The organism is Histidinibacterium lentulum, assembly GCF_003789055.1.
GTDB lineage: Bacteria > Pseudomonadota > Alphaproteobacteria > Rhodobacterales > Rhodobacteraceae > Oceanicola > Oceanicola lentulus.
On record NZ_ML119095.1, the window covers coordinates 1 to 25918 of the forward strand.

Here is a 25918-nt window from a genome sequence, read left to right on the forward strand (position 1 = left end):
CGCGTATCTCAAGGCCACGCTCGAAGCGATCGCCAACGGTCACCCTCAGTCCGCCATCGACGATCTGCTGCCCTGGAACTTCAAGCCGTCAAGCTGAAACGCCTCGTGGGCAGCAGACGCCGCTTACTCTCTTCTGAAAACCTCATGCCGGCGTTTCCTCGACTTCCGCGCGGCTCACGGCGATCAATTCTATCGGGCCATCGTATGGTTCATCGAACGAAACTGTCACCTTGCAGCGTTCGCCGTCCTTGACGTCAACAGTGAGCACGCCAGAACCCGGGGTGCCCGCGTCTGCAGCCGTCACGATAAGGCCCTCGGGCGCGTTCACCCCCGTGGCCTGGACCATCAATTCGATCGGTCCTGAGGCTTCCGGCGTGAAGTGAAGCTCACGGGATGTGGCTGCTCCGGAGCTGTCTGAACGGATAAGGTTACGTACCTCGCGGAGAACAACCGGCTCCCGATCTCCAGCTGTGCCACGGCCGCCTGTGCCCTGGCCGGTTCCGGAGCCGCTGCCTCCACCTTTACCGCCAGAACCCGTCCCGGTCTGGCTCCGACCGCCCTGCTCGCCTCCAGCAGGGCTCGGAGCCTTTCGAGACTTCGATTTTCGTCTTTTGGACTCGTAGGTATACCGCTCGGGATCATGCTCGGCGTTCGGATCGTCGGGTGTGTCGGTCTTGCCGGTCTCGGCGAAGAAACGGCCCAGTTCGTCCAGGACGACGGAGCCTTCATGCTTGACGCCCGTCGTTGCCTTGATGATCTCCCTAAGTTCTTTGCCGAGACGCTTCATGGCCGATGAAGCGTCTGCTCGCTTGCCGGCATCAGGCAGCCTTTCGGCGGAGAAGCCGTCATGTGCTGGGTTCTCAAGCTTCTTCAGCAGAACGCCAGCTTCAGTGTCATCCGGTTCCACGACCACGACGAAGTCGCGCGATCCGCGGAACTGTGCCAAAGGATGTCCGAAGTGCCGGAGGTTGTCCGTGATCAGCATCCCATTTCGGATGAAGCCAACGCGGCAGGGCATTCCCTCTTCGATCAGCACTCGGACCCGCATCTTACCAAGCTTTGGGATCGTGAGGACCTGCTCTTCCGCATTGTCTGAAACGAGGCAACGATAGAGCTGCCCTGCAAAGGTCAGATCGGCCTGATGCCCCGTGCGCTCTGCGGCATCGATGATGTCCTGCCTCGCGAACAGCCCCTCGAGCGTGTTGCGATTGATGTTGATCCTCCCGTCGTCTACCTCGAATACCATCTGTTCGCGGTGAACGGCGCCGAAGAAGTTCGAGACGAGCGAATAGGTCATGCGCTCAGCCCAGTCGTCAGCCGCCCGGAAGCCCATGCAGAAGATCGAAGTGCCGATTTCGGTACGCGCCATCCATTCCGGCACTAGCGCGCGGTCAGTCACAGCCCGGAACCCCTCGGGATCCCCCCAGTAGCCCGTCGCCCTCTGCTTCTTGCCGTCCGGGTCTGTATGCGAAACCAGCTTCACCTTGCCTTGAGCGGCAAAAGCTTCGCTCTCTCCGTTCTTGTAAGTCGTAGCGTAAAACACCGTCTGGAGGTCGGATACGGCAAAGGACGCATTCTTGCCGATGCCGAAGGAGCCGCCGGAGTCGACAGTATCCTTGGCCGTCACGCCCGAGGCCTTGACGAGGGAATGAAAAGGCGTTTCTTCCTCGTCAGGTGGGCCAACGAGGCCGGTCGTGCTGCGATCGGCGATCTCGAGCACGGCGATCCTATCCGCGCCGATCACTTTGGACGCGTTCGCGAAAAACTCCTTTTCCCGGTCCTGTTTGGCCTCGGCGCTGCAAGCAGCAATCGTGCTCCTCAGGATTTCATGGGAAGGAAAGTCTGCGTGGTTGAGACCGAAAACATTGAACGACATTCTAACGGGATGCTCAGGCAATCCCGTTGCGGCATCACGGCTGTTTTGCCCGGCCTCCCTGGCGCAGCTGGCATAGGGCTCGTCTCGAAAGGTTTCAATTCCGGCATCGCCGAGCCCCTCCTTCTCGCCAGCCTCGTTGGCCAAGAACCTAAGAACTGGTTCAACCATCGCCGCTAAATCTCCATTGTGCTGCCCTGTGCAAACGGCGCCTAGAGCTTGAAATCTCCGGACCCGCTGCTGTCTCCGTCGCCAAACTTCGACCGAGCAAACTCGATCTCCCGCTGCAAGGCGCGAAACATCTTCTTCACGTCCTCTTCGGTGTAGCTGTAGGCCGATTTGTTCGACAGGTTACCGATCAGTCGGATGTCCTTGAGGGCCCGGTTCACCCGGGCCTCAGCCAACCTCACAAAGCTCTCTCGCTTGTCCTTCATTTGGCTTATATAGCAACAGATCGGATATGTTGCAATATGGTGCAAATATTCTGCTGATGTTGGATGTGGCGATGGCCCGTGCCACGAATCTGAGCGGTCCAGCAGCCTTGGGCTCGTCTAGAAGATTTAGGAAGGATGCCAAGCACATGGATCGAGGAGTCGAGTCAGGACCTAGTTCCACGAGACACGGCTAGTGAGACCCCGCCTAGAGATCGGCACCTAGGTGTGCACGTTGTTCTGCCCAATCGGCAGGGATCGGCTCCAGTACGCGCGCCAACGTCACCGCCGGCCCCTGCTTCCCATCCAGGATCGCCTCCGCGATGTCGGGCGCAAGTAGCGTCAGGCGCAGAACGCGGGTCATGTAGGACGGCGCGATCCCCTCGCGGTCGGCCAGTTCGGCGATGGTGGCGAACTCGCCCAACTCCAGCATGCGCTTCCAGCGGAAGGCGCGCGCCAGCGCTTTGATAAGTGCGCTGTCGGGCCTTCGCGGCTGCGCAGCGCCCTCTGGCAGCTGCATCTCCTTCCGCCCGCCGCGCTTCACGACGCGGAACGGGACGTGGAGCGTCACCGTCTCGGGAACCGGCTTGCCGCGGGTCATGCAGCCGCCCCCATTTCTCCTGCCAGCATCTCGCGCGCGAGGCCGCCAAGGCCATCGACGCGCAGCCGCACGTTCAAGCCGTCCGCCCCGATATCGACTCGCGCGACCAGCAATCCAACGATGCGGGCCTGTTCTGCTGGGAAAAGCTCGTCCCACAGCGGATCGAGCTGCTGCAGCGCCGCGCGGGCATCAGCCTCGCTGATGTCGTCGGCATGGCCGCGTGCCGCCTTCCACGTCCCTGCCACGATCTCGGGCTGGCGAAAGACCGCGCGAAGCTGGTCGATCACCGCCGCCTCGATATCGCCCGCGGGCACGCGGCCGACCGGGCACGACCCGGCACCATGCTTCAGCACCGTCTGGCTGACATAATAACGGTATAGCCTGTCGCCCTTCCTGGTGTGCGTCGGCGAGAACGCAGCGCCATCGGGGCCAAAAAGCAGTCCCTTCAGCAGCGCCGGTGTCTCGGCGCGGGTCCGCGCGGCGCGTTTGCGGGGGCTTTCCTGAAGAATGGTGTGGACGCGGTCCCACATCTCGCGGTCGATGATGGCGTCGTGCTCGCCGGGATAGCTGTCGCCCTTGTGGACCGCCTCGCCGATGTAAGCGCGGTTGCTCAGCATGCGGTAGATGTACTTCTTGTCGATCCGGTTACCGCGCGGGGTGCAGATGCCACGTGTGCCGACCTCCCGCGCCAGTTCCGTGCAGGACCCGATCTCGAGGAAGCGCTCGAAAATCCAGCGCACATTTACAGCGCTTTCGTCGTCGACCAGCAGCTTGCGGTTCTCGACCCGATACCCGAAGGGCGGGACGCCGCCCATCCACATCCCCTTCTTGCGGCTCGCGGCGACCTTGTCGCGGATGCGTTCGGCCGTCACTTCCCGCTCGAACTGGGCGAAGCTGAGCAGGATGTTCAGCGTCAGTCGCCCCATGGAGGTGGTGGTGTTGAACGACTGCGTGACCGAGACGAACGTCACGCCGTTCCGGTCGAATACCTCGACCAGCTTGGCGAAGTCCGCCAGCGAGCGGCTGAGGCGGTCGATCTTGTAAACCACCACCACATCGACCAGCCCGTCCTCGATGTCTTCCATCAGCCGCTTCAGGCCGGGCCGGTCCAGCGTGCCGCCCGAGATGCCGCCGTCGTCATACTGATCGCGGACCAGCACCCAGCCTTCCGACCGCTGACTAGCGATGTACGCCTCGCAGGCCTCTCGCTGGGCGTGGAGGCTGTTGAACTCCTGCTCCAGCCCTTCCTCGGAGGATTTGCGTGTGTAGACCGCGCACCGCAGCTTGCGGACGACCTTCGACTTCTCGGGCGGCTTCGTCATGGCCGCCCCCTGTGGTTCTTGAGGCCGAAGAAGACCCAACCGTTCCAGCGCGTGCCGGTGATGGCGCGGGCGATGGCGGACAGCGACTTGTAGGGCCGCCCCTGCCATTCGAACCCGTCGGCGGTGACGGTGACGACCTGTTCGACGCCCTGCCATTCGCGCAGAAGGCGCGTACCGGTGATGGGGCGGTCGCGATCGGCGCGGATGCCGCGCTTCCTCTTGTCGCCGCCGTCCAGTTCCTCGCCCAGCCGCTCCAAGCGCCGGATCGTTTCGGGCTTCAGCCCGCCGTAGGCGAGTTCCTGGATGCGGTAAGCCAGGCGGGACTCGAGGTAGCGGCGGTTGAATGGTGGCGGCTCGCTGTCGAACAGGTCGCGCCACTGTTGCTTCAGGTCGGGTGTCGGCGTGCTCTTGAGCGCGGCCAGGCGCGCGGGGATGGGATCGGGCTTGTTCATGCATTTCTCCGGCGAGTTGGAGTTGCATGACGGCATCGGTCGGGCGGATAGTGTAGGCAACGTTCTCCAGTATCGTCAGATACTTCGCCCGTCTCCCGCATCCGCAACCGAAGCAGCCCGAGTGCCAGCAGGCCGCACAGCTCGGCGCGGCGCTCGGCGGCGGTCATCTGGTCGGGCGGGAGCGGATTGGGTCGTTTCATGTCTTGGTAGCCGTGATCGGTGGTGCTGTTACCGATCAAAAGCCACCCGGCCGCCCGGGACGGGACATCTCAGAAGAACGGAATGCAGAAATGCGAACAGGGAGAGAACATCAGGGGTTGCCGATCACGGATATGTCCATGATTATCGTGGGTTGAATCAATCGAGAGCAGTTGTTCATTGAGGTGAGTTCATGGCGCGGAGGAAGAGCGAATTCGGACCGAACCTCGGGAGTATCCTTCAGGGCGCCCCAGCTGCGCTGGTCCGGCAGTTTCTCGCCAGCTTCAAACGGCCCGACGACACTCTTCTCGCTCCGCCGGAAATCATTGATGGCACGACCGATGATCAAGGCAAGGCCGCGCTGAGTGCGTACCTGCGTTCGGAGGACAAGGAAATCATCGGGCTACTTGAGGGCATCGCTGGCGCTCTGCTCGACATGGGCCAGGACAAGGGAGCGACCTCACTCGACACGGTTGCGGGGCAACGGCTGCAGAATGTCGACTACGACCATTATGAGTCCCAGCCTGACCTGCTGTGCAAGAGCATCTGGATGCGCACGGTCTTCCCGATGCACTTTCACGACGCCCAGAGCTTCTATGCCGCGCGGCGCTATCGAGAACGGCGGACGTACTACACATGCTGCGAGGTGGACTTCGACCACGATTCTGTTGCCGACGCAGAGGGAATCCCTGACGAGAAGCTCTGTGACGCTGTTCAGGAAGCTCTGGGACTGAAGGGCAAGGTCACCGCGTCCGTCCTCGAATTGCCCGAGACCGCCAACTACCCGCCGTCCTTCATGGTCGCCCTGCGCCATCCCGGGCCCCTGTCAAGTATCGACAATCATCGCGAGGAAGGGGGCTGGACCGTCCACTACTACAGGCCATCACACGAGGCTGTCCTGATCTACACGCCCAAGCTGAAGAAAATCGAGGTCGCATCAGCCAGCGGCGAGGTTCGCGAAAAAACCTCGAAAGTCTTCGCGGAGGTCGTTCTAGGGCGCCCGCCTTCGGCCAAGCCGCTGACCCGCCGAGAGTTTAACCTCGAACGCTTCAGGTCCTCCTTCGATCTGGATCGCCCGGATTTCGACGATGTCGAGATCACGCTGGCGGCGGTAGTCGAGGCCGAGGTGCGCCTCGGCTCGTGGGGCCGGCGGCTGAACATCAAGGTGACCATAGAAGACACGATGGAGGACGTTGTCCGGAAATACGTCGCCAATTCAGCCACCCTGATCCGGAGTTTCGGCTTCACAAAAATCGCCATCGCAATTGGTTACACCCGTCGATCAGACGGCAAGAAGGGAACCTTCCGGGTCTCGATCTCGAATGGCAGCAGTTCGGACGTGCAGAGCATGCGCGATCCGTTCCTTCGGGACCTTGGGTTCCGACTGCTCGAACACTGGGGTCTTACGCAGAACCTGCGGACGCTCACCGATCAGGAACGGGCGCAGTGGTTCGGCTTTCTTCTGTCGCTGTACGACCTGCCCGGCGACACTGTTGCAGGTGCATTCTTCAACTCCGCGGGCGTCGATCCAGCCCGCTTGGTGAGTGCGAGATTGATTGCCCGCAAAGGGCGGCAGGTGATTGGGCTCGCCGAGGATGACGATGAGGTTGTCGAAGTTGAGCAGGAAACGGGTCCGGAGCCGGGGACGGTTCGACAAACCGGTTCCTTTGGGGAGGCGGACGGATTGCGTCTCGACACCAATGCGATCGAGTACGGGATCGATCGAGCATGGCTCGCCGAAACCATCCACCAGGCGATAGCTGGCTCTCTCGGTATCAGGAACATCGAAACCATCAACGAGTTCCTCGTCTCGCTTGGGCCGATTGCACTGGGTGAGCGAAAGGTCCCGCTTTACCTGGCGCGCCGCCTTGCCGATCTGAAAGCCCGCGAGAATGTCGAGAATGCGCTTCGGTCGCGACATACGGCGGGTCCTGGTCTCGTACTCGCCGTGTCCAATGATCCACCACGATTCCTCGGGCCGAACGTCGTGATCGCGCTACGCGACCTGTTGCTTCAGGACGGAAGCCTCGGCGATCTGGACCAGGAGGAAATGGCTCGGCGATTCGAGGCGAACCGAACGCTGGCGTCCTCCGCGCAAGTCGCCCAAGTTGTACGACACACGCCTCGCTCTGCGACGCTCATCATCCCGGGTCTCGATCCGCTAACGCTTGACGGCGCGGGCCAGATCCAACTCTTCGAAAGCCTTGTTGAAGCGGCGACCGATGGCACAGGCCAGCGGCTGACCAAGGTCCTGATGGACGGGATGGGGTCTGACAATCCCAGACAGCTGTTCTCTTCCGGCGCATGGGCGAAGGCGCATCCGACTTACATCCGGCACGGCTCGAGCAATCGCTATTGGCGTCTCGGCGAGGCGACCGACACCGCGTGATCTAGAGTTCATCTAGGGTTTCGGGCGGGACGGTCTAACAAACCGCTGATTATTGGAAGGGCTCCACATCAGAGGAGCACTTTCATGCCGACTCCCTTCCCCTCGCGCCAGGCAGCCCAGACGAGCTGGTCCGGCGCCGCGAAGACCAAGCCCACCACCTCCAACTCGGAATGGCGCTGCACGCGCTGTGAGAAGCTGCTCGGCGTCTGCCGGGACGGCCGCATGCACCTGCGCTTCGCGCGGGGGCACGAGTATCTCGTGGGCTTTCCGGTTCAGGCCACCTGCCGGGGCTGCGCCACGCTGAATAACGCAACGGCACCCGCGCGCTGACGCGCGCATTCACCCAACCCCCTGAAATCGCAGAGACGCGCGACGTCCTGACCTGGCCACGAGAAGGCGCCGGACGCCTGGCCGCAAGGCAGGCGTCCGATGTCCTTCGCGTGGCACGAGATCCGTGATCACCTCATGCAATCTTCCTCCAATCTTCACTTCCAGCGCAGTTTCGACGCCATCCGGCGCACGCAGGCCGCCCTTGCAGCGTTCCGGGATCCGGCGGCCCTGCTGGACGGGCTGCACCGCACCCCCGGCGATCAGGGCCAGAAGAACCTGATCCTCGCCGCTCTCGTGAGGGCAGCGCAGGGCGACGGGCCCGCGTCCGACAGCGCCCTGACAATGCTGTTGCTGGCGCTCTGGCCCGGCCTCGACGCCATCCGGCGCCGGTCGCTCTGGCGCAGGCTCGGCACCGCTGACGAGGTCGCGTCCGACGTGCTGGCGCGCACTACCGAGGCGGTCCGCGGCCTCGACCTCGGGCGCGTCAACTGGATCGCGGCCACGGTGCTCCGCAACGTCGAGCGCGACATGATCCGCGTGCGCCAGCGCGACACGGCGCGCGAACATCTCGCCAGCGGCGCCGACCCCGACGAGGTGGCGGACAGCGGCGACAGCGGAATCGGCGCGGATGGGTACGCCCGGCTGAACGGCGCCGTGCGGAAGCTGCTCGGCGACGACGCCGTGCTGGTGATCCGCGTGGCGATCGAGGGTTTTTCCCAAGCCGAGGCGGGAGCTGACCTGGGGCTGACCGAGGCCGCCGCCCGCAAGCGGTACCAGCGCGCGATGCGCCGGCTGCACGACGCCCTCGAGGAAATCCCCTGAACCGATGTCCCGATCCGGTCCCGCCGGTGGCTTTTTCCATTCGAGCGCCCCGAGCGCCTTCCCTCAAACCGAAAGCAGACACGCATGAACCGCACTGCCGATCTGTCGCTCGAGGATTTCAGGCGTCTTCCGGGGCTCTATCGCCGCTGGGAGCTGACCGAGGTCTGCGAGCCCAACCGCAACTATCAGATCGAGGACGCCGGCGCCCATGCCGACGGGACGCCGCTGCTGGCGATCTACGTCGCCGAGCCCGCGCCCGACGTCCGCGAGGCCGCGTGATGCGCCTCCTCGATCACATCATCTCACGGAGAACCGCCATGCCGGACCAGTCGGACGCCATCACCCGTCTTCGCAAGGTGAACTACGCCCTCGAAGATCTCCCCGAAACCATCTCCCTCCCGCAGCGTCCCGGAGACGAACCGCGCGAGCCGCTGCCGGTCGTCGAGGCGACCGTCGACGAGATCGCCTTCGCGATCGTGGAAGCGGAGCGCGAGAGCACGGCCGCCTACCGCCGCGCCGACGCGCTGAAGCGCCTCTACAAGCTCGCCCGCGAGGCGGGGTGCATCGGCGCAGATCGCGCCGCCACGGCGGTGATGAAGAAGGAGGGCCAGTGATGGCCCTTCCCATCATCGGCGCCGATGAGCGGCTCGCGCAACGCAAGGGCATCAAGGGCGTCATCTTCGGGCGGTCCGGCATCGGCAAGACCAGCCTGCTCTGGACGCTGAACGCCTCGAACACGCTCTTCCTCGATCTCGAGGCTGGGGATCTGGCGGTCGAGGGGCTGGAGATCGACACGCTCCGGCCCCGCACCTGGAAGGAATGTCGCGACTTCGCGGTGTTCATCGGCGGGCCGAACCCGGCGCTGCGCGAGGACCAGCCCTACAGCCAGGCGCATTTCGACGAGGTCTGCGGCCGCTACGGCGATCCCACGGTGATCGGGAAATACGAGACCGTCTTCATCGACTCGATCACCGTCGCGGGACGGCTCTGCTTCCAGTGGTGCCGTGGGCAGCCCGAAGCGTTCTCCGAGAAGACCGGCAAGCCCGACATCCGCGGCGCCTACGGGCTGCATGGCCGTGAGATGATCGGCTGGCTGACCCACCTGCAGCACACGCGCGGCAAGCACGTCTGGTTCGTCGGCATCCTTGACGAGCGGCTCGACGACTTCAACCGCAAGGTCTTCCAGCCGCAGATCGACGGCTCGAAGACCGGGCTCGAGCTGCCGGGGATCGTCGATCAGGTCATCACCATGGCCGACATCCCGGACCAGGGCGGCCAGCCGCAGCGCGCCTTCGTCTGCCAGACGCTGAACCCCTGGGGTTATCCGGCCAAGGACCGTTCCGGCCGCCTCGACAGGGTCGAGGCCCCGCATCTCGGCCGGCTGATGGAGAAGATCCAGCGTCCCGCGGCGCCAGCCTCCGAACGCCTGACATGGCCGCCGGTGACCCCGGCCGATCCCGCGCCCGCGCAGGAGCCCGGCCATGGCTGAGCGCCTCTCGCCACGCCCGGTGTCCCGATCCGGTCGCTGGGGTGGCTTTTCCCCTCTGACGCCACTGCGCGTCCCATCCTCCAACTGAAAGGAGCCGCGCAATGTCCGGACCCTGGAACGACTTCAACTCCGCCCAATCCAACACCAACGTCATCCCGAAGGGCACGCTCGCCAAGGTGCGGGCCTCACTGCGCCCCGGCGGCTACGACGACCCCTCGCAAGGCTGGACCGGCGGCTGGGCGCGCCGCGCCGCCACCGGCGCCGTCTATCTCGACGTCGAATACACGGTGCTCGAAGGGCCCTATGCCCGGCGCAAAATCTGGTCGCTGATCGGCCTCTACAGCCCCAAGGGTCCAGACTGGGCCAACATGGGGCGCGGCCTGATCCGCGGCATCCTCAACTCGGCGCGCGGCGTGTCGGACAAGGACAACTCGCCGGAGGCGCAGGCCCGCCGCCGCATCAACGGGTTCGGCGATCTCGACGGCGTCGAATTCATCGCCCGCATCGACATCGGCACCGACACCAACGGCGAGGACAAGAACGAGATCCGCAATGCCGTCACGCCCGACCATCGCGACTACGCCGCGCTGATGGGCACGGTCGCGCCGCAGTCCTCTGCTGCCCCGGCGCAGGGCCACGCCCCGCAGCAGCCCACCACGTCCACCCAGCCCAGCCAGCCCGCGTCCGCCCCCGGCGCCGCCGGTCGGCCGAGCTGGGCGCAGTAAGGGGAGACCGGCCATGCGCCTGCGCCCCCGCCAGAAGACCTTCGTCGAGCGCAGCGTGGCTGCGCTCGCTTCCCGCGGCAACACGCTGGGCGTGGCGCCCACCGGCGCGGGCAAGACCATCATGCTCTCGGCGGTCACCGGCGAGATGATCGACGACGGGGCCAAGGCCTGCGTGCTGGCCCATCGCGACGAGCTGACGGCGCAGAACCGCGCCAAGTTTCAGCGCGTGGTGCCAGGCGTCGCTACCTCTGTCATCGACGCAACGGAGAAGTCCTGGGGCGGTCAGGTCGCCTTCGCCATGGTGCCGACGCTGGCGCGCGCCTCGAACCTCGCCGACATGCCGCGCCTCGACCTGCTGGTCGTCGACGAGGCGCACCATGCCGTCGCCGACAGCTACCGCCGCATCATTGACCGGGTGCGCGAGGCCAATCCCGACGCCCGGATCTTCGGGGTCACGGCGACGCCGAACCGGGGCGACAGGAAGGGCCTGCGCGAGGTTTTCGACAACGTCGCCGATCAGGTGCGGCTGGGCGAATTGATCGCCTCGGGCCACCTGGTGCCGCCGCGCACCTTCGTCATCGATGTCGGTGTCCAGGACGAATTGCGGTCCGTCCGCAAGACCATGTCGGATTTCGACATGGCGGAGGTGGCGGGCATCATGGACCGCGCGCCCGTCACCGACGAGGTGATCCGCCACTGGAAGGAAAAGGCGGGCGACCGGCAGACCGTGGTGTTCTGCTCCACCGTCGCGCATGCCGAACACGTCACCGACGCCTTCAGGGCGGCGGGCGTTTCCGCCGCGCTGATCCATGGCGATCTGGCGGCCGAAACGCGCAAGGCAATCCTCGCCGACTACGCCGCGGGCGACATCCGCGTCGTGGTCAACGTGGCGGTTCTGACCGAGGGCTGGGACCATCCGCCCACCTCCTGCGTCGTGCTGCTGCGGCCCAGCTCCTACAAGTCCACGATGATCCAGATGGTCGGGCGCGGGCTGCGCACCGTCGACCCCGAGGAACACCCAGGCATCGTGAAAACCGATTGCGTCGTGCTGGACTTCGGCACCTCCAGCCTGATCCACGGCACGCTGGAACAGGACGTCGATCTCGACGGCAAGACCGAGATCGGCGAGGCGCCGACGAAGACCTGTCCTGCCTGCGAGGCGGAGATCCCGCTGGCCGCCACCGAATGCCCGCTCTGCGGCGAGGCGTTCCCGCGCGAGGATCTGGATGCGGGCGAAGGCGGGGACGCCGCGCCGCTCTCGGGCTTCATGATGACCGAGATCGACCTGCTGAAGCGCTCCAGCTTCGCGTGGGTCGACCTCTACGGCACGGACGACGCGCTGATGGCCACGGGCTTCGCAGCCTGGGGCGGCATCTTCTGGCTGGACGGGGTCTGGTACGCCATCGGCGGCGCGAAGGGCGAACGCCCCCACCTGTTGGGCGTCGGCGAGCGCACCGTCTGCCTCGCGCAGGCCGACGACTGGCTGAACACGCACGAGACCGACGAGAGCGCCTTCAAGACCCGCTCCTGGCTGCGCCAGCCGCCGACCGAGAAGCAGCTGCAGTACCTGCCGCCCGAGTGCCGCCACGACTTCGGCCTGACGCGCTACCGCGCCTCCGCGCTGATGACCTTCGGCTTCAACAAGCGCGCCATCCGCCAGCTGATCGACACGGCGGCCTCTCCCGAACGGAGGGCGGCATGACCCATGGCACCCTCAACCCCCATCACGGCCGAGGACCGGCGGCGACTCTGGCATCCGCGTGGGACGCTTTGTGCTGTCTGCCGGCAACCCACCCGTGGTTTTGGCTGGTTCGATCCGCACCGGTCGAAGCGGCCCCGGCCATCGGTCTGGTTCTGCTCGATGCCCTGCCAGTCCTTCTGGACGCGCTTCGCGCGGGAGCGTTTCGCCATGGTTGACCTGACCGAGGAGGAGCGCGCCGCGATCACCGCCACCATGAAGCGCGTCGCACTGCTGATGGACGAGATCGGCTGGACTACACCGCTCGCCGATCTGACCGAGGCGCAGGTGCGCGCGCTGATCGAGGAGGCCGTCGAGGGCTTCCGCGAGGCCATGTCCGACATCGCCCGGGCGCAGACGCCGGAGGTGCCGTTTTGACCCTCGATTACAATCACCGGCCGACTTTCGCAGAGCGGGTCAACGCCGCGGTCGATCGGGCGCTGACCGCCGATCAGGCCACGCGGCCGCCCCGCGACTACCTCGGCGGCTCGCGTCTCGGCCATGCCTGCGAGCGCGCCCTGCAGTTCGAGTTCACGGCTGCGCCGAAGGACGAGGGCCAGGACTTCAGCGGCCAGTCGCTGCGCATCTTCGCCATCGGCCATGCGCTCGAGGATCTGGCCGTCGCCTGGCTGCGCGGCGCGGGCTTCGACCTCTACACGCGCAAGGGCAACCGGCCAGATGGCGGCCAGTTCGGGTTCTCCGTTGCGGGCGGGCGCATCCGCGGTCATGTCGACGGCATCATCGCCGCAGGGCCCGAAGGCTTCGAGCTGGCCGTTCCCGCCCTCTGGGAATGCAAGACGATGAACGCGAAGAACTGGCGCGCCTGCGTCAAGGACGGCGTGACGAAGTCGAAGCCGGTCTACGCCGCCCAGATCGCGCTCTACCAAGCCTACATGGAAGGGACGGTTTCCGGCATCTCGGCCGCGCCCGCGCTCTTCACCGCGATCAACAAGGACACCGCTGAGCTTCACCATGAGCTGGTGCCCTTCGACGCCGATCTCGCGCAGCGCATGTCCGACCGGGGCGTGCGGATCCTGCAGGCGACCGATGCGGGCGAGCTTCTGCCGCGCGTCGCCACCACGTCCGATTTCTTCGAGTGCCGCTTCTGCCCGTGGGCCGAGCGCTGCTGGGGGCTGCCGGCATGAGCGACGACGGCATCCTGCATTTCAACCCGTGGATGGATTTCAACGACGGGCCGCCGTCCGAGAACCCGTTCGGCTGCGATCCCGACCCCGAGCAGATCGCCGTGTTCCTCGACACCGTGTTCAGCTGGTGCGAGGGGCTGATCCCGCTCCGGGGCTTCGTCGACAAGGGTCAGGGCCGGGACGGCAAGCCGCACAACATCTGGATCCCCGCCGACGAGACCGCGAACGAGAAGCTCGCGACCTTCGCCGCGTGGGCGAACCGGGAGGGCGCCGCCGTCTACGTCATCCCCGGCACGGTCGAGGAGCAGGGTCAGGCCCGCGCCGCCGATGTGCTGCAGATGCAGGCCATCGTGGTCGATCTCGATGCGGGCGATATCCCGGCCAAGCTCGACCATGTCACGCGCCATCTCGGCCCGCCCACGCTGATCATCGAAAGCGGCGGGCGGACGCCCGAAGGTGCGGCCAAGCTCCATGTCTGGTGGAAGCTGACCGAACCGGCCGAGGGCGAGGACCTGGTGACGCTCTGCCGCCTGCGGGGCGAGATCGCCGTGAAGGTCGGCGGCGACACGCATTTCCGCTCGGCGCATCAGCCGATCCGGGTGCCGGGCACCGTCTATCACAAGCACGGCCACCAGCGCCTCGTGCAGATCCGCGAGCATCGCGACGTCGAGGTCGACTTGGCGGATTTCGCGGAAAAGGTCGCCGAGATGCCGCCGCTGCCAGGCGTAGGCTTCGCCAGCGACGTTGCCGCGCCGACCGCGAAGCCCGGCATCGACGCAGTGCTCACCACGCCGGTGCGCGAAGGCGCGGTTGACGACTGGTCCCGCTTCCAGGGGGCCAGCGCCGCCATCGGCCATTACGTGCGCCTGGTGCACGAGGGCCGCCTCGACCCGTTCGCAGGCTGGGAGGCGATCTGCGGCTACAACGCCGCCATGCTGCGCCCATCCTGGCCGCTCGATCGGCTGATGGCCGAGTCCGAGCGCCTCTGGGCGCTGCATGTGAAGCGCAACGGTCCGCCGCTCCTGCGCGCGGACCACGCCGACGCCCCGGCCAGCCCGCTGCCGACCTTCAGCCTCGGCGCGCTGCTCGAAGACACGAGCCCGATGCCCGAGGACATCATCGGTCCCCGCGTGCTGACGCCGGGCGGGCTCCTGGTGCTTGGCGGCGCGCCCAAGGTCGGCAAGAGCGACTTCCTGATCTGCTGGCTCGTGCATATGGCCGCTGGCGTGCCGTTCCTCGGCTTCACGCCGCCCCGGCCGCTGCGCGTGTTCTACCTGCAGGCCGAGATCCAGTATCACTATCTGCGCGAGCGCATGCAGCAGATCGCGCTGCCCGCCGCCGTGATCGCCGCCGCGCGCGACACCTTCATCGCCACGCCGAAGCTGAAGCTGCTGCTCGACGCGGAAGGCGTCGCCCGCGTGGCCGAGGCGATCCGGGCCGCATTCCCCGACGCGCCGCCCGACATCATCGTCATCGACCCGATCCGCAACCTCTTCGATGGCGGCCCCGAAGGCGGGGGCGAGAACGACAACACAGCCATGATGTTCTTCCTGAAGGACCGGGTGGAGCTTCTCCGCGAGGCGGTCAATCCGGATGCGGGCGTCATCCTCGCCCACCACACCCGCAAGGCCACCAAGCATCAGGTCAAGGACGATCCCTTCCTCGCGCTCTCCGGCGCCAGCGCGCTGCGGGGTTTCTACACCTCCGGGCTGCTCATGCACCGACCCGACGAGGACAGCACCGTCCGCAGGCTGGAGATCGAGCTTCGAAACGGGCCCGCGCTGCCGGGGAAGCTGATCGACAAGGTGAAGGGGGAGTGGGTCGAGCTGAACCCGATGAACGAGCGCCTGGTGCGCAAGGAGGTCGGCGCCAGGCTCGATGCCGAACGGCTGCGCAAACACGATGTCATCCTCGGCATGCTGCTTGATGAGGCGGCGAGCGAGCGCCTCTACACCGCCATGCAGTTCGCCGAGACCTTCGAGAACCGGGGCGGTCTGGGCAGCAAGCACACGATCCGCGAGCGCCTCAGCGTGCTGGCGACCAAGGGCTTCGTGAAGTTCCTGCGCGACCCCTCGGGGTTCGGCTTCCCCGTCACCCGGTCGCGGTTCGGCTATCTCTGCGTCGAGGGCATGCAGTTCGGCGCGCACGTAGAGCATGTCGATCCAGACACCGGCGAGGTCACCACACCCGCCCGTCCGGTCCTGCCCAGCCACTTCAAATGCCCCCAATCCGGGCTCTGCCTGCAGGTCGAAAACCCCGCCGTCTGGGTCTACCCGGAGGGGCTGGAGGACGACCTAACTCATATGAGTGAGGCCTGACTCATATGACAGCGCCAACTGTGCACTCAACGAAATCAACGGGTTACGGGCAAATAAGAGTTAGGTCTCTAACTCATGCCCGAAGACTTCATGAAGTCTTATTCCGCAATGATTTCAGCCACTTGAACGCCTCGGAACAGTTAGGTGTCAAACCCCCATACTACGTATGGGAGGGCTACCCCACAGGGTTGGCCACTCCTCCCATACGTCCGGGTCAGCCGCGCGCGCCGCCGTGACGGTGTGTTGTGCTTTCCGATCCGACGACGCCGGCCCCGTACCGCCAAGCACCAGACCGCCGTCGTCTTCCACCACCACAGGCCACCGGCAAAGGAGACCCATCATGGCTCAGCCGACTCTGATCCCGAATTGCGACGGCGCAAGGTTTGAATCGCTGCCGCTCGACACACCCCGCAACCGCTGCATCCTCGCGCTCGACCTCGGCACCTCGACCGGCTGGGCGATCCGCGGCCATGACGGCCTGATTACCAGCGGGACCGTCTCGCTGCGCCCCGGCCGCTTCGATGGCGGCGGCATGCGCTACCTGCGCTTCACCAACTGGCTGACCGAGATCGACCGGCTGTCCGGGCCCGTCGCCGCCATCTGGTTCGAGGAAGTCCGCCGCCACGCAGGGACCGACGCGAGCCACATCTATGGCGGGCTGATGGCCACGCTGACTGCATGGGCCGAGCTGCGGGGCGTGCCCTATGAGGGCGTCCCGGTCGGTACGATCAAGCGCCACGCCTCGGGCAAGGGCAACGCCGACAAGGCCGCCATGGTCGCCGCCGTCCGCTCCCGCGGCTTCAGCCCCGCTGACGACAACGAGGCCGACGCCATCGCCATCCTGCTCTGGGCGATCGAGACGAAGGGAGGTGTCGCATGAGATGGCACCCCCATGGCTACGGCGGTCGGCGCCGCGATCCCGAGCAGGTCAAGCGTGAGGGCTGGCGGGAACAGGGCGTCCTCGCGGTCTCCGCCGATGACGACCGCCTCACCTGGCCCGAGCGTGAACTGGTCCGCCAGCTGGGCGAGAAGCTCTACGGCCCGCGCCCGTCCGACAGGGAGGCGCGTCATGGCTGATCGGGAATGGACCGCGGACTGCGTCGCCGATCATTTCGAGGAGGCGTTCCGCACCCTGCGCAAGCTGCCGCCGGTGAAGGCGCAGGGCTATTTCAACACCTGGCCCGACATCGTGCGGACCAGCCGCGAGATCGCGGCGATGGAACCCCAGCCGATGCGGGTCTGGCCCTCGGCCGCTGCGATCACCCGGCTCGAGGAGACCTTCGACTGGGTGCTCTGGATCGAGGAGGCGGAGCGCAAGCTGGTCTGGTCGCGTGCGGCCCGGGTGCCGTGGAAGCAGATCAGCGGCGAGCTGGGGTGCGACCGCACGACCGCCTGGCGTCGCTGGCAGCTGGCGCTGACCAAGATCGCTGCGCGCCTGAATGCGCAGTGACTCCAATATGTTGCAACACTTTTTCCTTCGACATCTGCAACATGATCATGCTATTCCGAAGGCAAGATGGGGAGAGTGCGCTGGAAAGCTCGCTCTCCCCTTTGCGTTGACGGGGCTCTTCTGGACCCCGGTATCCAGCGAGGGTCCGGCGGGGGTCCATCCCACGGCAGTTTCCGGTTCCTTCCTGGCGACATTCGTATGCTGGCGGGCGAAGCGCGGAACATCGCCAGCGACAGGGCCGGATTTTTGGGAAGCCACCCGGAAGCCGGAGCCACGCGCGCCCCGCGCAAACACCAATGAACGCTGGCCTTCCGACCGGACACCGCTGGTGGCCGCTGGACCCCGTGTGGAGTCCGGCCCGGCATCCGGAGTCCGGAAGCCACCGGCATCCACCCGACCGAGGAACCGTGCCCATCATGACGTTGAGCTTCGCCCCGGACGCGATCGAGACGTGGCCGCTGTCGCGCCTCCAGCCCTACGCGAAGAACGCGAAGGCGCATGGCGCGGATCAGGTCGCGAAGATCGCCGCCAGCATGGCCGAGTTCGGCTGGACCGTGCCCTGCCTCGTCGGCGAGGACGGCGAACTGATAGCAGGCCACGGGCGCGTGCTGGCCGCGACGCAGCTCGGGCTGACCGAGGCGCCGGTGATCGTGCTCGGGCACCTGACCGAAGCGCAGCGCCGGGCGTACCGGATTGCGGACAACAAGCTGACGGAACTCGGCACCTGGGACGAGGCGCTGCTGTCGGCGGAACTGAACGACCTGCTGGCCGAAGACTTCGACCTGTCGCTGGTCGGGTTTTCCGATGGCGAACTCGACAAGCTGCTGGCCTTCGATCTCGACGGTGGCGGCGAGGAAGAGGGCGCCGGGGGCTCCGTGCCGCCGGTGACCATCCCCGAACCCCCACGCAATCCGGCGTCGCGGACGGGCGATCTCTGGATCCTCGGCGATCACCGGCTGCTCTGCGGCGACAGCACCAGCGCGGCCGATGTGCGCCGCCTGATGAACGGTGAGCGCGCGATCCTTTTCGCGACCGATCCACCGTATCTCGTCGACTACGACGGCTCGAACCATCCGACCCGCAACAAGGACTGGTCGGCGTCCTACGGCACGACTTGGGACGACAGTTCGCAGGGCGCGGAACTCTATGACGGGTTCATCGCTGCAGCCGTGGCGGAAGCCATCGCCGAGGATGCTGCCTGGTACTGCTGGCACGCCTCGCGCCGCCAGGCGATGCTGGAAGCCTGCTGGGAGAAGGCAGGCGCCTTTGTGCATCAGCAAATCATCTGGGTGAAAGACCGGGGCGTCCTGACCCGGTCGCATTACCTCTGGAAGCACGAGCCCTGTTTCATGGGCTGGCGTCGCCCGAACCGCCCGCCGAAGGTGGCCGAGGAAACGCTGCCATCGACATGGGCGCTTCCCAGCTTCGCCAAGGATGACCGGCCTGACCATCCGACGCCGAAGCCGCTCGACGCCTTCGGGATCCCGATGCGCCAGCATGTGGCGCGGGGCGGCCTCTGCTATGAGCCGTTCTCCGGCTCCGGGTCGCAGATCATGGCGGGCGAGGCCAATGGCCGCCGCGTCTTCGCAATGGAGATCAGCGCGGCGTATGTCGATGTCGCCGTGGAGCGTTGGCAGGCCGAAACCGACAAGGACGCGATCCTCGACGGCGACGGCCGGACCTTCGCGCAGGTGAAGGCGGAGCGGCTGGGCGACGTCACCGATACGCCGGACACGGACGCCGAACCCGAACCCGCGCGAAAGCGCCAGACCGCCGCGTGACATGCATGACCTGGCTCTACCTTCCTCCGGAGACGCTTCCGGAGCCGGAGACGCATGTCTGTTCGGCCTCTCCCTCTGCTCCGGCGCGGGCGGTATCGACCTCGGGCTCACCATCGCCATCCCCGGATATCGTGCTGTGGGCCATGTCGAACGGGAAACCTTCGCCGCAGCCACTCTCGTGGCGCGGATGGAAGACGCGTCCCTGGATCAGGCTGTTGTCTGGGACGATGTTGCAACTTTCGACGGCCGCCCGTGGCGCGGCGCGGTGGACATCGTCACTGCGGGCTATCCGTGCCAGCCGTTCTCCGTCGCGGGCAAACGCCGGGGCGCCGACGACCCGCGCCACCTCTGGCCGCATGTCGCCCGCATCATCGGCGAGGTCGAACCGCCCTTCGTCTTCCTCGAGAATGTCGCCCATCATCTCCGCCTCGGCTTCCCCGAAGTCGCCGCAGGACTGGTCGGCATGGGCTACCGCCTTGCGGCAGGCCTCTTCACGGCGGCGGAAGTCGGCGCGCCCCACAAGCGCGAGCGGCTCTTCATCCTCGCCATCCGCGAAGGGGACGATCTGGCCGACCCCGCGCGCCTGCTCTGGCACCCGGTCGAGTGGCGGGAACCGGACGGAACTGCTGCGGCTCTGGCCGACGCCAAGGGCCAGCGCCAACGAGAACAGGCAGACAATACCGACGCCGTCGCAGAAAGCGGGCCAGCACGGCATGAACCTGGCGACCACGGCTGCGATGTGGCCCACGCCGCAGACCGACAGTTTCCGCAGCCGGGGCGGCGAACGACGAGACGAGAAGGGTCTGGACCGCATGGCGCGGGACTGGCCGACGCCGATGGCGAACGACGGCTGCAAGCCGAGCGCGGGCAACCGCAAGACGGCCGATCTGACCCATGCGGTGGGATTGTGGATGACGCCGACGGCGCGGGATCACAAGGACGGGGCGACGACACTCGCGAACACGCCGGTGAACGGCCTGCTTGGCCGCCAGGTCCTGGTGACGCCGATGGCTGGGAGCGATACCTCCGAGCCGCGCCGGACCTTGAACCCGCTGTTCGTCGAGGCACTGATGGGTTGGCCCACCGGGTGGACCGGCTTCGCCTCTGTGGCAACGGCGTGGTCCCCTTGGTTGCGGCGCATGCGCTGCGAACTCTCGCGGCTGAACTGCTGGCCGATGGATGAGGCAGCGGCATGAAGCAGACCCGCCTCATGTCGCTGGTCGAGTCCGTCGCCAACGTGATCGTCGGCTACGGCGTCGCGGTCGTGACGCAGATCCTGATCTTCCCGATCTTCGGGCTGCACACGACGCTGGCGCAGAACCTGAAGATGGGCGCCATTTTCACCGTCGTCTCGATCGCCCGTTCCTTCGCCTTGCGGCGGGTGTTCGAGGCGATCCGGATGCGGAGCGCCAAATGATCGACCGCCGCCCCGTAGGGACGGCGGTCATCAGCTTGTCGGGGTCCGGCGCGTCAGGCGGCGGGGAGTTTGTACACGCGCCCCCGATCCTCGACCTTCTCCGAGGTCACCTCGAGCCCGAGCTTCTTCTTCAGCGCCCCCGCCATCGCGCCGCGCACCGTGTGCGACTGCCAGCCCGTCGCGGCCATGATCTCCTCGATGGTCGCGCCGTCCGGTGCGCGCAGCATGGCGATCAGCGTGGCCTGCTTGGTGCCCTCGCGCGGTGTGCGCGTCTTGGGCGCGGTTTCGGCTACGGTGGGGGTGTCCGGCGCGGCCTCCTCGGTAGGCGCGTCCGTCGCGCCCGCAGGCGCGGGGTTCGCGTCCTCGGTCTCGATCCCGATGGCGGCAAGGCCCGCGTCGGTGGCAACCAGCGTGACGCCGTGGCCGTCTCCGGTCTCGCGCCACATAAGCTCGCCCTTGCGCGTGTCGGCGTCGACCTCCTGCAGGAAGTTCTTCGCGAGCATCGCGCCGACCACCTTGGCAGCGGCGCCGCCGCGCAGGCTCTCGGGCAGCGGCAGTGCGATGCGGTCCTCGCGCTGTGCGGCGGCGCTGAGGATGATGGCTTGGGTGTCAGAAAGCTTGGTCATGGGATCGTCTCCGTATTCGGGCCCGCGTCATGCGGCGCCTCCTACGACCCCGAGCCGCGCAGGGCGCGCGGCGGGAGTTCCGGCAGTGCCGGAGATCAGCGGGCGTGCTCGCCCTCGCCGAAGGCGCTGTCGGTGATGCGCTTCAGGAGGCTGGCGTAGTGTTCGAGGGTGCCGACATGGCCCCAGTTGATCTCGTCGGGGTGGGCGTTGAAGTGGTCGTCGCTCAGCGTCTGCAGCCGGGCGAGCATCTCGTCGATCTCGGCCTTCTTGCCGATGAAGGCCGCGAGCGCGGCTTCCTTATTCCGGCGCGCCTTCTCGGCGCGGAGTTCGTGGCGCGGGGTGGTGATCGGGTTCAGGCGCGTGGTCATCGTGATGGCTCCTTGGTGAGTTGCATCGTCCTTCTGAACGGACGTTCGCTCCGGTCGCGCTGCTTATCAACTCGATAAGAACATGATTTCGATAGATAATCGGAGCCGTCGATGCAGGGCATGAGCGAGCGCCAGTACGCCGCGCATGTCGGGCTGTCGCGGGGCGCGATCCAGAAGGCCAAGGCCGCCGAGCGGCTGGTCCTCTATCCCGACGGCAGCATCAACGCGGCCGCCAGCGACGCCAGACGTGCCGAGACGACCGACCCGTCCAAGACCCGCAAGCCGCCCACGCCGAAGCTGAAGCCCGTCCCCGAGGCGGCCGTGGCCGCTGTTGGCGACACGCTGCGTGAACAGGGGCTGGCAGTCCCGGCCGTCGGCGGCGGCACGACCTTCCTGCAGGCGAAGACCGCGAACGAGGTGCTGAAAGCGCAGGAGCGGCGCATCCGGCTCCAGAAGCTGAAGGGGGAGTTGATCGAGCGGGCCCGCGCGCTGGCGCTGGTGTTCCGGCTGGCGCGGGAGGAACGGGACGCGTGGGTGAACTGGCCTGCACGCGCGGCGGCGCTGATGGCGGCCGAACTGTCAGCCTCGTGCGCCGACGTGACCGGCCAGCAGATCACCGTGGAGCCAGCCGCGATGCAGAAGGTCCTGGAGAAACATGTACGCGCCCACCTCGACGAACTCGCCGAGGTCCGGCCCGACTTCCGGTGACGATGATGGCCTGATCGACTTCGACGGCGCGGGCGAGATCCTCCGCGCCTGGGGCAACGGGTTGCGGCCCGACCCGGAGCTGACCGTTTCGGAATGGGCGGACCGGCACCGGATGCTCTCGGGGCGGGCTTCAGCCGAACCGGGGCGGTATCGCACCGTGCGCACGCCCTACATGCGCGAGATCATGGACCGGCTGTCGCCGGGGGATCCCACGCAGCGGATCGTGTTCATGAAGGCGGCGCAGGTCGGCGCGACCGAGGCGGGCAACAACTGGATCGGGTTCGCGATCCACCAGGCGCCGGGTCCGATGCTGGCGGTCCAGCCGACCGTGGAACTGGCCAAGCGCAACTCGCGCCAGCGCATCGACCCGCTGATCGATGAAAGCCCAGAGCTGCGGGAGCGGGTGAAGCCCGCGCGATCCCGCGATGCGGGCAACACGATGCTCTCGAAGGAGTTCGCGGGCGGCATCCTGATCATGACGGGCGCGAACTCGGCGGTCGGGCTTCGGTCCACCCCGGCGCGCTACATCTTCCTCGACGAGGTCGACGCCTATCCCGCCTCGGCCGACGAGGAAGGCGATCCGGTCACGCTCGCCGAGGCGCGCTCCCTGACCTTCGCCCACCGGCGCAAGGTGCTGCTGGTCTCGACGCCCACGATCCGGGGGCTGTCGCGCATCGAGCGCGAGTACGAGGCCAGCGACCAGCGTCGGTTCTTCGTGCCGTGCCCACAATGCGGCCACGCACAATGGCTGAAGTTCGACCGGCTGCGCTGGCAAAAGGGCCGCCCGGAGACGGCCGAGTATCACTGCGAGGGCTGCGACGCGGCAATCGCGGAACACCACAAGACGGCGATGCTGGAGGGCGGCGAATGGCGGGCGACCGCCACGGCCGCCGATCCGACCACGGTCGGGTATCACCTTTCGGCGCTCTATTCGCCGATCGGCTGGCTGAGCTGGGAGCGGATCGTGCGGTCATGGGAAGCAGCCCAAGGGTCGGACGAGGCGATCAAGGCGTTCCGCAACACGATCCTCGGCGAGACATGGGTCGAGACCGGGGAAGCGCCCGACTGGCAGCGGCTCTACGACCGGCGCGAACGCTGGAAATCCGGCACGGTGCCAGCAGGCGGGTTGTTCCTGACAGCCGGAGCCGACGTGCAGAAGGACCGGATCGAGGTCGATGTCTGGGCCTGGGGTCGCGGCTTGGAAAGCTGGCTCGTCGATCACGTCGTCATCGAGGGCGGGCCCGACCGGCACGACGCCTGGTCGGAGCTGACCGCGCTGCTGGACAGGTCCTGGCCGCATGAACGCCGCGCGCATCTCAGGATCGCGCGGCTCGCCATCGACACCGGCTACGAGGCCCCGGCGGTCTATTCCTGGTCGCGGGCGCAAGGCTTCGCGCAGGTGTCGCCGGTCAAGGGCGTCGAGGGGTTCAACCGCTCGAGCCCGGTGTCGGGGCCGACCTTTGTCGACGCGACCGAGGGCGGCAAACGCCTGCGGCGCGGGGCGCGGCTCTGGACCGTGGCGGTCTCGACCTTCAAGGCCGAAACCTACCGCTTCCTGCGGCTGGCACGCCCGACCGAGGAGGAGATGGCCGACGGGGCGGCGTTCCCGCCCGGCTCGGTGCACCTGCCGCACTGGGTCGAGAACGAATGGCTGAAGCAGTTCGTGGCCGAGCAGCTGGTGACGGTGCGCACCAAGCGCGGCTTCGCCCGGCTGGAATGGCAGAAGCTGCGCGAGCGCAACGAGGCGCTGGATTGCCGGGTCTACGCCCGCGCAGCCGCCTGGATCGCGGGCGCGGACCGCTGGCCCGACGAGAAATGGCGCGACCTCGAGGATCAGCTCGGGGCCGCCCCCACCGACACCGATCCCGCCGGGCAGATCAACCGGCCGGGACAGGCCCCGCAGGGCAAGCGCCGCTCCGACTGGCTCGGGCGGCGGGAGGGATGGTTCTGAACATGATCGACTGGACGGAAACCGAGCTTTCGGCGCTGCGCCGGGCCTATGCCAGCGGCACGACGCGCGTCAGCTATGACGGCAAGTCGGTGGATTACGGCTCGGCCGAGGATCTGCTCGCCCGCATCCGGACCATCGAGCGCGCCATCGCGGGCTTCAGCCGCCCGCTGCCCGTGGCGGGGCTCGCTGGCTTCTCGCGCGGGGATCGCTGATGTCGGCGACCTGGTTCGACCACGCCATCGCCACGGTGGCGCCGCGCATGGCGGCTCGGCGCGTGATGGCGCGTCAGGCATTCGAGACGCTGACGCGTGGCTATGACGGCGCGGCGCGCGGGCGACGGACGGACGGCTGGCGCGCGCCGGGATCCTCGGCCGACACCGAAATCGGCGTCGCCGGGGCGCTGCTGCGCGACCGCATGCGCGATCTGGTGCGCAACAACCCGCATGCGGCCAAGGCCGTGGCGGTGCTGGTCAACAACATCATCGGCGCGGGCATCATGCCCCGCGCCGCTAGCGGCGACGACAAGCTGGACCGGAAGGTCGATGCGCTCTTCGAACGCTGGACGGCGGACTGCGACGCCGATGGCCAGCTTGACTTCTATGGCCTGCAGACGCTGATCTGCCGGGAGATGGTCGAGGCGGGCGAGGTTCTGGTGCGCCGCCGCCTGCGGCGCGCGAGCGACGGCCTGCCGGTGCCGCTGCAATTGCAGGTGCTGGAAGCCGACTTCCTCGACGCCACCAAGTCCGGAGCCCTCGGCGCAGGGCGCCTCGTGCAGGGGATCGAGTTCGACCCGGTCGGGAAGCGCCGGGCTTACTGGCTGCATGCCGAGCATCCGGGCGACGCCTACGGGGCCTTGCAGAACGGGTTGCAGAGCCGCCCGGTCCCCGCGACCGAGATCGCCCATGTCTACGAGAAGCAGCGCACGCAAGCGCGCGGCGTCCCCTGGGGCGCGCCGGTGATCCGGTCGTTGCGTGATCTCGACGACTATGAAGTGGCCGAACTGGTTCGCAAGAAGACCGAGGCCTGCGTCACCGCCATCGTCTTCGGCGACGACGAGGCGCAACAGGGCATCGCGCCCTCCGTGGTCGATGCCGACGGCAACCGGGTGGAACAGTTCGAGCCGGGGCTGATCGCCTATGCCCGCGGCGGCAAGGACATCCGCTTCAACCAGCCCTCGGCGACGGGCGGCTACGGCGAATACAAGCGCGCGAGCCTGCACACGATCTCGGCAGGCTTCCGCGTGCCCTACGAGCTGCTGACGGGGGACCTGTCCCAAGTGAACTACTCCTCGATCCGGGCGGGTCTCGTGGAGTTCCGCCGCCAGATCGACGCCGTCCAATGGCAGCTGTTCATCCCGATGTTCTGCGCCCCGGTGTGGCGGTGGTTCACGGAAGCCGCATGGGCGGCGGGGCAGATCCCGTCGCCGATCGTGCCTGTGGAATGGTCGCCGCCGAAGTTCGAGGCGGTCGATCCGCAGAAGGACGCGATGGCGAACCTGCTGTCCATCCGCTCGGGCACCATGACGCTGGCCGAGGTGATCGCCCGGCAGGGCCGCAACCCCGACGCCGTGCTGGCCGAGATCGCGGCGACCAACGCCAAGCTCGACGCGCTGGGGTTGGTCCTCGACAGCGACCCTCGCCGCGTCACCAAGACCGGCAGCGCACAATCCAAAGACGGGGCCAGCGATCCGGCGAACGATCCGGCCGCCGACGAACCAGACGCCGACGACCCGACCGCCGACGCGGATACAGACCCGGCGCAGGCCGACCAACAGGACTGACCTT

At 66.9% G+C, this 25918-nt stretch carries 29 protein-coding genes and 1 pseudogene; 23 read left to right on the top strand and 7 right to left on the bottom strand.

Translation table 11 applies throughout. From position 1 onward, the window contains the following. Positions 1–97 (top strand): transposase domain-containing protein (locus tag EAT49_RS20375; RefSeq protein WP_148078744.1); only part of this gene is annotated, 97 nt, incomplete at its 5' end. 45 nt (positions 98–142) lie between these two features. Here the strand turns inward: EAT49_RS20375 and EAT49_RS20380 are convergent. From EAT49_RS20380 to EAT49_RS20400, 5 genes are all read right to left on the bottom strand, one after another. Then, on the bottom strand, positions 143–2044 hold the full coding sequence (locus EAT49_RS20380; protein ID WP_123644154.1) for a hypothetical protein: 1902 nt from the start codon (positions 2042–2044) through the stop codon (positions 143–145). 41 nt (positions 2045–2085) lie between these two features. After that, positions 2086–2283 carry a hypothetical protein gene (locus EAT49_RS20385; RefSeq protein ID WP_221181484.1) on the bottom strand — a complete coding sequence of 66 codons (198 nt, stop codon included), beginning with the start codon at positions 2281–2283 and terminating at the stop codon, positions 2086–2088. A gap of 229 nt (positions 2284–2512) precedes the next feature. Next, positions 2513–2905, bottom strand: coding sequence for a hypothetical protein (locus tag EAT49_RS20390; RefSeq protein ID WP_123644156.1), 393 nt, complete (start codon positions 2903–2905; stop codon positions 2513–2515). Beyond that, positions 2902–4227 carry a recombinase family protein gene (locus tag EAT49_RS20395; protein WP_123644157.1) on the bottom strand — a complete coding sequence of 442 codons (1326 nt, stop codon included), beginning with the start codon at positions 4225–4227 and terminating at the stop codon, positions 2902–2904. The genes EAT49_RS20390 and EAT49_RS20395 overlap by 4 nt, the downstream gene beginning before the upstream one ends. Beyond that, entirely contained in the window at positions 4224–4679 is a 456-nt protein-coding gene (locus tag EAT49_RS20400) for a DUF2924 domain-containing protein (protein ID WP_123644158.1), read from the bottom strand. Before EAT49_RS20400 ends, EAT49_RS20395 begins: the two co-directional genes overlap by 4 nt. Before the next feature lie 391 nt (positions 4680–5070). Here EAT49_RS20400 and EAT49_RS20410 point away from each other — a divergent pair, with 391 nt between their 5' ends. The 18 genes and pseudogenes from EAT49_RS20410 to EAT49_RS20490 all read left to right on the top strand — a co-directional run bounded on the left by EAT49_RS20410 (position 5071) and on the right by EAT49_RS20490 (position 20481). Beyond that, the gene (locus EAT49_RS20410) at positions 5071–7266 is read left to right on the top strand and encodes a hypothetical protein (protein WP_123644160.1); all 2196 of its coding nucleotides are present in this window, start codon (positions 5071–5073) and stop codon (positions 7264–7266) included. Positions 7267–7350: 84 nt separating this feature from the next. Then, the gene (locus EAT49_RS20415) at positions 7351–7596 is read left to right on the top strand and encodes a hypothetical protein (protein ID WP_123644161.1); all 246 of its coding nucleotides are present in this window, start codon (positions 7351–7353) and stop codon (positions 7594–7596) included. A 99-nt stretch (positions 7597–7695) separates the two neighbouring features. Then, entirely contained in the window at positions 7696–8418 is a 723-nt protein-coding gene (locus tag EAT49_RS20420; protein ID WP_123644162.1) for an RNA polymerase sigma factor, read from the top strand. 84 nt (positions 8419–8502) lie between these two features. Then, complete coding sequence (locus EAT49_RS20425; RefSeq protein WP_018303655.1) at positions 8503–8697, top strand: hypothetical protein; 195 nt, start codon at positions 8503–8505, stop codon at positions 8695–8697. A gap of 38 nt (positions 8698–8735) precedes the next feature. After that, positions 8736–9032 (top strand): hypothetical protein, encoded by a 297-nt coding sequence (locus EAT49_RS20430; protein WP_123644163.1) that lies wholly within the window; start codon positions 8736–8738, stop codon positions 9030–9032. Continuing rightward, a complete protein-coding gene (locus EAT49_RS20435) occupies positions 9032–9907 on the top strand; it encodes an ATP-binding protein (RefSeq protein ID WP_123644164.1) in 876 nt (291 codons plus the stop codon). Before EAT49_RS20430 ends, EAT49_RS20435 begins: the two co-directional genes overlap by 1 nt. Positions 9908–10008: 101 nt before the next feature. After that, entirely contained in the window at positions 10009–10632 is a 624-nt protein-coding gene (locus EAT49_RS20440; protein ID WP_123644165.1) for a hypothetical protein, read from the top strand. A 13-nt stretch (positions 10633–10645) separates the two neighbouring features. After that, positions 10646–12334, top strand: a complete 1689-nt coding sequence (locus tag EAT49_RS20445) for a DEAD/DEAH box helicase (RefSeq protein ID WP_123644166.1) — start codon at positions 10646–10648, stop codon at positions 12332–12334. 207 nt (positions 12335–12541) lie between these two features. Then, positions 12542–12748 carry a DUF6511 domain-containing protein gene (locus EAT49_RS20450; RefSeq protein ID WP_123644183.1) on the top strand — a complete coding sequence of 69 codons (207 nt, stop codon included), beginning with the start codon at positions 12542–12544 and terminating at the stop codon, positions 12746–12748. Beyond that, positions 12745–13515 carry a PD-(D/E)XK nuclease family protein gene (locus EAT49_RS20455; protein ID WP_123644167.1) on the top strand — a complete coding sequence of 257 codons (771 nt, stop codon included), beginning with the start codon at positions 12745–12747 and terminating at the stop codon, positions 13513–13515. The genes EAT49_RS20450 and EAT49_RS20455 overlap by 4 nt, the downstream gene beginning before the upstream one ends. Then, the gene (locus EAT49_RS20460; RefSeq protein WP_246003931.1) at positions 13512–15833 is read left to right on the top strand and encodes an AAA family ATPase; all 2322 of its coding nucleotides are present in this window, start codon (positions 13512–13514) and stop codon (positions 15831–15833) included. The genes EAT49_RS20455 and EAT49_RS20460 overlap by 4 nt, the downstream gene beginning before the upstream one ends. 340 nt (positions 15834–16173) lie before the next feature. Continuing rightward, positions 16174–16713, top strand: coding sequence for a crossover junction endodeoxyribonuclease RuvC (locus tag EAT49_RS20465; protein ID WP_228189155.1), 540 nt, complete (start codon positions 16174–16176; stop codon positions 16711–16713). Next, the gene (locus EAT49_RS20470; protein ID WP_071796301.1) at positions 16710–16910 is read left to right on the top strand and encodes a hypothetical protein; all 201 of its coding nucleotides are present in this window, start codon (positions 16710–16712) and stop codon (positions 16908–16910) included. Before EAT49_RS20465 ends, EAT49_RS20470 begins: the two co-directional genes overlap by 4 nt. Next, complete coding sequence (locus tag EAT49_RS20475; RefSeq protein WP_099649490.1) at positions 16903–17283, top strand: DUF6362 family protein; 381 nt, start codon at positions 16903–16905, stop codon at positions 17281–17283. The genes EAT49_RS20470 and EAT49_RS20475 overlap by 8 nt, the downstream gene beginning before the upstream one ends. Before the next feature lie 416 nt (positions 17284–17699). After that, complete coding sequence (locus tag EAT49_RS20480; protein ID WP_093359550.1) at positions 17700–19064, top strand: site-specific DNA-methyltransferase; 1365 nt, start codon at positions 17700–17702, stop codon at positions 19062–19064. A gap of 1 nt (position 19065) precedes the next feature. Then, positions 19066–19575, top strand: a pseudogene (locus EAT49_RS21645) (DNA cytosine methyltransferase); the annotation flags it as partial. 202 nt (positions 19576–19777) lie between these two features. Beyond that, positions 19778–20260 (top strand): hypothetical protein, encoded by a 483-nt coding sequence (locus EAT49_RS21650; protein WP_177208252.1) that lies wholly within the window; start codon positions 19778–19780, stop codon positions 20258–20260. Then, on the top strand, positions 20257–20481 hold the full coding sequence (locus EAT49_RS20490; protein ID WP_028720220.1) for a DUF7220 family protein: 225 nt from the start codon (positions 20257–20259) through the stop codon (positions 20479–20481). Before EAT49_RS21650 ends, EAT49_RS20490 begins: the two co-directional genes overlap by 4 nt. Before the next feature lie 53 nt (positions 20482–20534). Here the strand turns inward: EAT49_RS20490 and EAT49_RS20495 are convergent, their stop codons facing one another. Continuing rightward, the gene (locus tag EAT49_RS20495) at positions 20535–21107 is read right to left on the bottom strand and encodes a DUF3489 domain-containing protein (protein ID WP_028720221.1); all 573 of its coding nucleotides are present in this window, start codon (positions 21105–21107) and stop codon (positions 20535–20537) included. A 95-nt stretch (positions 21108–21202) separates the two neighbouring features. Next, on the bottom strand, positions 21203–21475 hold the full coding sequence (locus EAT49_RS20500) for a hypothetical protein (RefSeq protein WP_028720222.1): 273 nt from the start codon (positions 21473–21475) through the stop codon (positions 21203–21205). A gap of 111 nt (positions 21476–21586) precedes the next feature. On the opposite strand from EAT49_RS20500, the gene EAT49_RS20505 reads away from it, so the two are divergent. Genes EAT49_RS20505 through EAT49_RS20520 form a run of 4 tightly spaced genes read left to right on the top strand, consistent with a single transcriptional unit; the run spans position 21587 to position 25914 of the window. Beyond that, positions 21587–22183, top strand: coding sequence for a hypothetical protein (locus EAT49_RS20505; protein ID WP_028720223.1), 597 nt, complete (start codon positions 21587–21589; stop codon positions 22181–22183). After that, on the top strand, positions 22131–24134 hold the full coding sequence (locus tag EAT49_RS20510; protein WP_123644169.1) for a phage terminase large subunit family protein: 2004 nt from the start codon (positions 22131–22133) through the stop codon (positions 24132–24134). Before EAT49_RS20505 ends, EAT49_RS20510 begins: the two co-directional genes overlap by 53 nt. Positions 24135–24136: 2 nt before the next feature. Further along, entirely contained in the window at positions 24137–24346 is a 210-nt protein-coding gene (locus EAT49_RS20515; RefSeq protein WP_177208251.1) for a phage head-tail joining protein, read from the top strand. Then, a complete protein-coding gene (locus EAT49_RS20520; RefSeq protein WP_123644170.1) occupies positions 24346–25914 on the top strand; it encodes a phage portal protein in 1569 nt (522 codons plus the stop codon). Before EAT49_RS20515 ends, EAT49_RS20520 begins: the two co-directional genes overlap by 1 nt. Positions 25915–25918 lie beyond the last annotated feature (4 nt).

Excerpts from the sequence above, each read along its gene's own strand:
- EAT49_RS20380 (WP_123644154.1), bottom strand. The coding sequence starts at position 2,044 with ATGGTTGAACCAGTTCTTAGGTTCTTGGCCAACGAGGCTGGCGAGAAG.
- EAT49_RS20420 (WP_123644162.1), top strand. The coding sequence starts at position 7,696 with ATGTCCTTCGCGTGGCACGAGATCCGTGATCACCTCATGCAATCTTCC.
- EAT49_RS20390 (WP_123644156.1), bottom strand. The coding sequence starts at position 2,905 with ATGACCCGCGGCAAGCCGGTTCCCGAGACGGTGACGCTCCACGTCCCG.
- EAT49_RS20510 (WP_123644169.1), top strand. The coding sequence starts at position 22,131 with ATGTACGCGCCCACCTCGACGAACTCGCCGAGGTCCGGCCCGACTTCC.
- EAT49_RS20465 (WP_228189155.1), top strand. The coding sequence starts at position 16,174 with ATGGCTCAGCCGACTCTGATCCCGAATTGCGACGGCGCAAGGTTTGAA.
- EAT49_RS20445 (WP_123644166.1), top strand. The coding sequence starts at position 10,646 with ATGCGCCTGCGCCCCCGCCAGAAGACCTTCGTCGAGCGCAGCGTGGCT.
- EAT49_RS20410 (WP_123644160.1), top strand. The coding sequence starts at position 5,071 with ATGGCGCGGAGGAAGAGCGAATTCGGACCGAACCTCGGGAGTATCCTT.
- EAT49_RS20425 (WP_018303655.1), top strand. The coding sequence starts at position 8,503 with ATGAACCGCACTGCCGATCTGTCGCTCGAGGATTTCAGGCGTCTTCCG.
- EAT49_RS20500 (WP_028720222.1), bottom strand. The coding sequence starts at position 21,475 with ATGACCACGCGCCTGAACCCGATCACCACCCCGCGCCACGAACTCCGC.
- EAT49_RS20515 (WP_177208251.1), top strand. The coding sequence starts at position 24,137 with ATGATCGACTGGACGGAAACCGAGCTTTCGGCGCTGCGCCGGGCCTAT.
- EAT49_RS20490 (WP_028720220.1), top strand. The coding sequence starts at position 20,257 with ATGAAGCAGACCCGCCTCATGTCGCTGGTCGAGTCCGTCGCCAACGTG.
- EAT49_RS20400 (WP_123644158.1), bottom strand. The coding sequence starts at position 4,679 with ATGAACAAGCCCGATCCCATCCCCGCGCGCCTGGCCGCGCTCAAGAGC.
- EAT49_RS20470 (WP_071796301.1), top strand. The coding sequence starts at position 16,710 with ATGAGATGGCACCCCCATGGCTACGGCGGTCGGCGCCGCGATCCCGAG.
- EAT49_RS20395 (WP_123644157.1), bottom strand. The coding sequence starts at position 4,227 with ATGACGAAGCCGCCCGAGAAGTCGAAGGTCGTCCGCAAGCTGCGGTGC.
- EAT49_RS20480 (WP_093359550.1), top strand. The coding sequence starts at position 17,700 with ATGACGTTGAGCTTCGCCCCGGACGCGATCGAGACGTGGCCGCTGTCG.
- EAT49_RS21650 (WP_177208252.1), top strand. The coding sequence starts at position 19,778 with ATGAACCTGGCGACCACGGCTGCGATGTGGCCCACGCCGCAGACCGAC.
- EAT49_RS20435 (WP_123644164.1), top strand. The coding sequence starts at position 9,032 with ATGGCCCTTCCCATCATCGGCGCCGATGAGCGGCTCGCGCAACGCAAG.
- EAT49_RS20430 (WP_123644163.1), top strand. The coding sequence starts at position 8,736 with ATGCCGGACCAGTCGGACGCCATCACCCGTCTTCGCAAGGTGAACTAC.
- EAT49_RS20450 (WP_123644183.1), top strand. The coding sequence starts at position 12,542 with ATGGTTGACCTGACCGAGGAGGAGCGCGCCGCGATCACCGCCACCATG.
- EAT49_RS20505 (WP_028720223.1), top strand. The coding sequence starts at position 21,587 with ATGCAGGGCATGAGCGAGCGCCAGTACGCCGCGCATGTCGGGCTGTCG.
- EAT49_RS20475 (WP_099649490.1), top strand. The coding sequence starts at position 16,903 with ATGGCTGATCGGGAATGGACCGCGGACTGCGTCGCCGATCATTTCGAG.
- EAT49_RS20460 (WP_246003931.1), top strand. The coding sequence starts at position 13,512 with ATGAGCGACGACGGCATCCTGCATTTCAACCCGTGGATGGATTTCAAC.
- EAT49_RS20495 (WP_028720221.1), bottom strand. The coding sequence starts at position 21,107 with ATGACCAAGCTTTCTGACACCCAAGCCATCATCCTCAGCGCCGCCGCA.
- EAT49_RS20520 (WP_123644170.1), top strand. The coding sequence starts at position 24,346 with ATGTCGGCGACCTGGTTCGACCACGCCATCGCCACGGTGGCGCCGCGC.
- EAT49_RS20415 (WP_123644161.1), top strand. The coding sequence starts at position 7,351 with ATGCCGACTCCCTTCCCCTCGCGCCAGGCAGCCCAGACGAGCTGGTCC.
- EAT49_RS20440 (WP_123644165.1), top strand. The coding sequence starts at position 10,009 with ATGTCCGGACCCTGGAACGACTTCAACTCCGCCCAATCCAACACCAAC.